The organism is Microcoleus sp. Pol12B4 (genome assembly GCF_036701385.1).
In the GTDB taxonomy this organism is placed as follows: Bacteria; Cyanobacteriota; Cyanobacteriia; order Cyanobacteriales; family Microcoleaceae; genus Microcoleus.
The window spans coordinates 20,878-27,486 of the sequence record NZ_JAUBQR010000074.1; the positions used below are offsets into that span (position 1 = coordinate 20,878).

The following is a 6,609-nucleotide window of genomic DNA, read 5'->3' on the forward strand; positions in this document are numbered from 1 at the left end:
GGGGCCCCAGACGAAATTGCTTTCGGTCATGATATTGAAGACACGGAAGAGAGGGGCTGTAGCGGGCCTATTTGCGATATCTGTTCGGCGAGCCAGCTTTCAAAGAGTTCGTTAATCAAGTGCAGCCGCATCGATTCATCGAGCTGGGCCGGCATGAACTTTTCTAGTCGAATAATTACCATCCATTCTGCCAGAGGACGTGGCGTCCAGAGTTGATTTGGCTGGCTGACGGACAAAAGTTTGCTAATTGCCGGGTGGGGCTGCGAGAGGGGTACTGGGCCCAACAAGCCACCTGACTTGGACTCTGGCCCTTCGGAATAGTCGCGGGCCACTTCAGCAAAGGTTTGTTCCCCTTCGAGGATGCGAAAGTAAAGTTCGTTTGCCAGTGCTGGATTTTTGGTGCGTACCAGGGAATAGACTACATGGTCTAGGCTGGCTTTGCGGGTTAAAAAATAATTATCTACTTTAGGTCTCCAAGTGGCTTGCTTAAATTTTTCGATCAGCAAGGGCCTGACAGCCATCTCTTGAAGTTCTTCTTCCGTCATATTTTGGCCACGCAGCCAAGCTTCTTTGGCTTCGGGGGCTGTCAGTTGGTGTTGTGCCAGAAAGTTCTCGACGGCGGATTTGCGTTCTTCGTCGCTGCAACTAAAGGATGCGATCGCTTGGTCTACTATTACACCGCGCAAGAATTGCGGCATTAACTGATACCGCTTCAGGAGCGATGGCATATCCTGAGCTTGCAGTAATTTATCGCCTATTTGAAAAAGTCCTGTCATTTTTTTATCTCCAACTGACTTGCGCTTCCCCTTTTAATTTAGCTGTGGCAGGAAAAGAGCGACAACCACTAACCCCTCGATTCCCCGATGATAGCAGACCGTCAGTGGGCTAGCACTATTGCTGTCTATTTCTTGACGCTCTGCCTAGCGAGGGGTTCCCCGCGGGGCTCATAATGGTAACGGGATGCGAGAGTGGGAGAGTGAGAAAATCTTTACTTCTGCCATCTTCCTTTTTCCCTCAACATCCATCCGTTAAATCCCGTACACTGCTTAGTTGCTGAACTTCCTTCTTCCTTCACCCTCGGAATAGTCTTTCAAAGAGTGTTCCCAGTTGAGTCGAGCAAGCGCGACTGTCGAGATATTTCGGGTTTGCCGCCATTTTTTGCTGGATTCGATCGCGGTAGTGCCGGCGCAGTTCTGGGTTGTTTCCCAGTGCTGTGCTCAGATCTAAATAAGAGTTCTCGCTGTCTGCTACCAGTTCCGGAAGTAGCAGTTCTTCGATCACTGCGGCTGATTGTCGCGATCGTCCTGTTTGGCCTTTTCTTACCACTACAGGCAACCCCACCAACAGCGCTTCTGTCGCATAGCAGGCACTGCTGTATGGATAGGAGTCTAAATATATATCAGCCAATTCCAGACATTTTATGTAATCTGCGCGAGATGGCAGCGCTTTAATCACAACTAAGCGCTTTTTGTCAACCCCAAATTCGGCAAAGAGCGATCGAATTTGGTTGTAAAAAGGCACCGTCGGATAGTTTTCATTGCCGGAACTAAAGGGATACAAAACTAAAATAGAATTTGGTACTGCCGCAATAATTTTTGCCCAATTTTCTCTCAATTCTGGGATAATTGTAAAAACTTGAGCGCCGGACATGAACACTACAGATTCCTCAGTGGCTCCCCAACTGCTACGAGTCGGTTCAACTATAGCAGGTGCCGATCCTCCACGATAGCTTAAACAAACTCCCGATCCTTTTAAAGTAATTAATTTTTCGCGATACTCTGCTGCTGCACCTGCGGGCAATGTCAAATCTCCGGCAATGAAATAATCGATATTTCGGGCGCCCGTGGTGGCGGGGGTTGATGCACCGCTAGCTATTTGCACCCGTGCTAGCCGGTGCAGGCACAGGAGGGCGCTTGGCTGAGAAGTGTTGGTAATATTGGTGCAGATTAGCAGAATATCTAAATCGTGCGATCGCATTTCTCGGACTTGCTGGGGCAAATCTTCTGACAGTTGCACCAGTTTGTCGGCGCAACTTTCGCAATATTTCCCCAGTCGTTCGTCTTGTACCTGGAAATAGTACACGATAATTTCAAATTTGGTTCTGTCTAAATATTCAAAACTAGGAATTGCAGCACGAGTCTCGGATTCATCACTAATTTTATCAAGCAAAAAGCCCACTTTAATTTTAGTTATTTCTAGTTCTTTTTGAGGAAAATTCCATTCTATTTGACAGCCGATATTTTTCAAATAAAATTCCAGAATATCATTTCGTTGACTCAATATATTGAGCAGGTTTTTCTCGCTCAAATACAAAGCTTGGAAGCTAACATTTTTCGCCATAAATGCCGCCAAATAACGCCAGACTTCTGAATCTGGAAAACGGGCGATATTTCCAGCGACATACTTGATTAACTGCTGGAAATATTCAGAGTACCCTTCTATTTCCCAGTTTTGTTTAAAATAACCGGGAGACTGAAAGATAAATTTCAAAAAGTCGTCAAAAAACCACTGGGGAATTGCTGCATTTTTATACTCAAGTGGCAACTGATAAGCGTCGCGGTACAGCATCGCTGCGAGGAGATATTGAATCTTATCGGCAATTTCCCCTCCTTCAGCAAGTTTGGAGGATAACTGCTGGACAAAACTTTGTTCTTCCTCAGTTAAAATTTCATTTTTGAGGGCGCTACCTAGGAGCAATTTATGAACTGTCCCCATGTCTTTGAAGTAAGCATTTTCTAATTTTTTAACTGGCAAATTCAGCCAATATTCAGCTAGCTGTTGGCGGTATTGGCGCAGCACGAGAAGAGGCTGTTTTGAGGGGAATTTATTGTACTGCTCAAGCATTGCTGACAATTCCGATAAACTCGGCTGGGTTCTCAATGCCAACTTTTGGCGGATTGTCTGTTGGATTTGTTGATCCAGGAAACTGTAATCAGGACTATTTAGTAGTTTTTTGTAAAATCTGACTACATCTTTATGATTTTCCCCAGCCGCGAAGTTTTTCCAAGTTTGTTGTTCGGGATGAATCCGCAGTGACGACAGTTTTTCGTCTACAAATCCGATATGATAGTTCCCCATGATCCGCCACCACATATCTAAGTCTACATACTGAGATAATCCCGAATCAAATAATCCTATTTCTTCAAAGACTCTGGCGGCAATTAAGACGGTACTCGGTTCGCCAATTTTGTTTATGGGGTTGCTCAAGCAGTTAGTATCTGCCAGTAATTCTTTTCCGGGCTGAATAGATTTTAAATTCGACCAACTTTTATGCAAATCTTTAATTGATTGGGAAGCTTTCCGCAAAATCGGGTTAGATTCATTTTCAGCTATGGTGATGCCTCGCGGGGAGAAAACCATACCTATTTCTGGGTTTTGTTGGGCGACCGCGACCATTTTTTCAATACATTCTGGTGCGAGCAAGTCGTCTTGAAACAAAAACTTAATGTATTGACCTTTTGCTTGAGATATGCAAAAGTTCCAGTTTTGTGATAAGCCGTAGTTACAGTGCAGGATGATGCGGAAATCGACTGAGGTTTGCAATTGGAATGATTGGGCGATCGCAATTGTGCGGTCTGTGGAGCCGTCGTCGGATATAATCAGTTCTATGTTAGGGTAGGTTTGGGCCAAAGCACTTTTGATTGCTTCCCCAATAAATGCTTCTCCGTTGTATGTCGGAATGCAAATGCTCACCTTCGGCTGCCCGTTTTGTAGTTCTGCTGTGGATTGATTTTTTTGCTGTGATGGTGGCAAGTCTGCCCTAAATTTGGCAGACTTGGCTGGGGCTGTTCCTGACAGAAGTATGCTTTCAAAGTTATCGGTAACCTCGGCAATATATTCGAGACGTTTTCTAATTTTATTACCTGTAACTTGCGGGTGGAGTAAAGTCTGAATTTCCTCAGCAGCTATCGCTCCAATTTTTTGAGCTTCCCGGTAATTATTGAAAACGTAGCGCATTAAATCAGCAGCGTGTTCGACATCGGCTTGGGCCCAAAGATTGCCTTTTTTGTAAGGTCCAAAATCTTTCTCAATTGGGACTAACTTATACTTGACTAAATAGCTGTTGCCGACATTCATAAATTCTGTATTTGATGAATAGCCGGTGGCAATTACGGGTTTGCCGTAAAACATGGCTTCAGCCATTGTTAAGCCGAATCCTTCGCAGCGGTGCAGCGATACGTAGCAGTCGCAATTATAGAGCAAGCCGTTAAGTTTATTTTTGGACAAATACCCGTCTAGATGTTTGATATTTGAATTATTTGCTATGGCTGAGTTTAAGGATGCTTGCGCTACTGAAAATTTGTGGGAATTAGAAGATTTGATGACCAATAATACGCTGTTATCTTCGCCAAAAGCTTGCTTAAATGCTTGAATTGTCGCTAAAGTATTTTTGCGCTCGATGCGGCTAGAAAAGTCGAAGACAAACAAGAAAATAAATTTATTTTTCGGTAAATAGAGTGCTTCTCTGTTCAGGGAAGGTGCGGGCAGAGCAATACTAGGCATGATTTTGATGACAGGAATTGGCGAGACTGCTGAAATTGCCTCGGCGCAATAGTTGCTGTAAGTCCATATTTCGTGAAAGTGATTAAATGCTGGCTGCCATTCTGGGGGAAATGCGGGAAGTTCCCAAGCCCAAAAGCCGATATTGTATTTGTTTTTAAAATAGGTGGAACCTGTATGTTTGATAAAGGTTGCAACTTCATCGGCGTTGACTTGAATTAAGTTTACAGGATAGGGATTATCTTGGCTAAAATTTTGATAGGTGGTGTCTTTCTTGCGGTGGGGACTGCGGGTAAAATTGTTTATGGCGAAGGGAATCCCAGCGGCTTCTGCAGCCCTAATATTTGCTCTGACACCTTCTCCTATGCCAAATTCGCCGTTGATGTAGCCGGCGATGTTCATTCCTCGAATAGGGTTCATAGTTTCTAATGTATTTAGGACAGTGTAGTGTGTTTTTTTTGAGAAAAAGCAGAATTAATCAGCTCAATTGCGCTCAAAAAGGTAGGCTAGAGAAGAAATTATAATTTTGCCGAATATTTGCTAACATATAGCAATCCTGGAGGATTTGTGAATAAGATTTAAAGCAAACGCTCTTAACGTAGACCAAGAGAAGAGAAAAGAAAAAAAGTTCGCAACTGAGATTTTAGTGCTTGACAAAGATAGCGATCGCCATTGTATACTGGCATCGCAATGCTAACCTTCGGCTGGTTGTCGGTCGGCATGGGTTGCTCTGTTTTATTTTACGATAAACTAATCAGGAATTTTAGACAAAGTGAGCGATCGCGCCAACCACGATTTCTTGAAGCTGCTACCGCCGGATGCTAAAGTCATTGTCGAAATTGGCTGCGGTACGGGTTCGACGGGCGAACAGTACAAACTGATCAATCCCCATTGTCAGTATATTGGCATTGAATGCGATCGAGAAAAAGCTAAAATTGCCGTCTATCGGCTAAACTGGGTGACGGTAGCCGATATTGAAGAAATTGCCATCGAAAGTCTCGACATCGCTCCAGGAACCGTCGATTGCTTAATTTTTGGCGACTTGCTACCCTATCTGAAAAATCCCTGGGAAGTCCTCAAGCAGTACAGTGGTTTGCTGAATTCAGAGGGGCAAATTCTCGCCAGAATCCCAAATGTTCAATACTGGCGGCGAATTGTCAATCTGCTGCGGGGACAGTGGGAGAATCCCGACAGCAAGATGCAGCACTGGTTTACCCTAGAAAGTATTAAATCACTATTTGCTCAAGCCGGATTGCAGGTTTATGAATTTCAAGGGAAGGGACACAAAACCGAAAACTTTGTCCACTTTCAGGAATTACTGCATCCAATGGTAAAGGCTTTAGAGCTCACATCGAGCAGCTTTGCTACGGAAACTGGTGCTGAACATTATATAGTGCGATCGACCAAATCGACCCTACCTGCGCGCAGACTTCTGATTCAGACTATTATTATGGCTCCTACAGGGTGCGATCGCGTGCGAGTTGTGGAACCGGACAAATTTAGCGCCACAATTCCCGGTGTCCGCACCGTATCCGGCGTGAAAACAGCAGGATTAATTCCCCCTCTGCCGGAAGAGGAAAAAGTTTTCATCTGGCAGCGGACAATCATGCAATATCCTGCCTACATTCCCCAACTCAAAGAACTGTTGCAACAAGGCTATTTAATAGTAGCTGAAATTGACGACAATCCTATCCGCCGCCGCGAATATGCAGATAATAATTACCTCAGCTATCGCGGCTGTCACTGCGTTCAAACTTCTACAGAACCCCTCGCAAAAATTTTGCGCCAATACAATCCAAATGTGGCTGTATTTCCCAATCACTTAGCTTATCTACCTCCGCCGCGAATTTATCCGGCAGAAGATACAGTCACAATTTTTTTTGGTGCACTCAACCGCGAAAAAGATTGGCAGCCGATTATGGCAGCACTCAATCGAGTTTTAGTCGCCCGCAAGCACCGGATTAGAGTTAAAGTAATCCACGACAGAAAATTTTTTGACTCCTTGAAAATACAGCAAAAAGAATTTGAACCATTTTGCAGTTACGAACGGTATCAAGAAATCATGTACAGTTGCGATATAGCTTTGCTGCCGCTTGTTTCCAACCCGGT

At 44.3% G+C, this 6,609-nt stretch carries 3 protein-coding genes; 1 reads left to right on the top strand and 2 read right to left on the bottom strand.

Going from position 1 to position 6,609, the window contains the following annotated elements; translation table 11 throughout:
* Positions 1-26: 26 nt before the first annotated feature.
* Both QUA38_RS12720 and QUA38_RS12725 read right to left on the bottom strand, forming a co-directional pair.
* On the bottom strand, positions 27-776 hold the full coding sequence (locus QUA38_RS12720; protein ID WP_333100464.1) for a peptidylprolyl isomerase: 750 nt from the start codon (positions 774-776) through the stop codon (positions 27-29).
* Positions 777-1,071: 295 nt separating this feature from the next.
* Entirely contained in the window at positions 1,072-4,920 is a 3,849-nt protein-coding gene (locus QUA38_RS12725; RefSeq protein WP_333162241.1) for a glycosyltransferase, read from the bottom strand.
* A 352-nt stretch (positions 4,921-5,272) separates the two neighbouring features.
* Here QUA38_RS12725 and QUA38_RS12730 point away from each other — a divergent pair.
* The coding region (locus QUA38_RS12730; RefSeq protein ID WP_333162243.1) for a methyltransferase domain-containing protein at positions 5,273-6,609 on the top strand (1,337 nt) is incomplete at its 3' end.

What these genes read in the sequence shown, in the direction of transcription:
- QUA38_RS12720 (WP_333100464.1), bottom strand. Translation starts at nt 776, where the DNA reads ATGACAGGACTTTTTCAAATAGGCGATAAATTACTGCAAGCTCAGGAT.
- QUA38_RS12725 (WP_333162241.1), bottom strand. Translation starts at nt 4,920, where the DNA reads ATGAACCCTATTCGAGGAATGAACATCGCCGGCTACATCAACGGCGAA.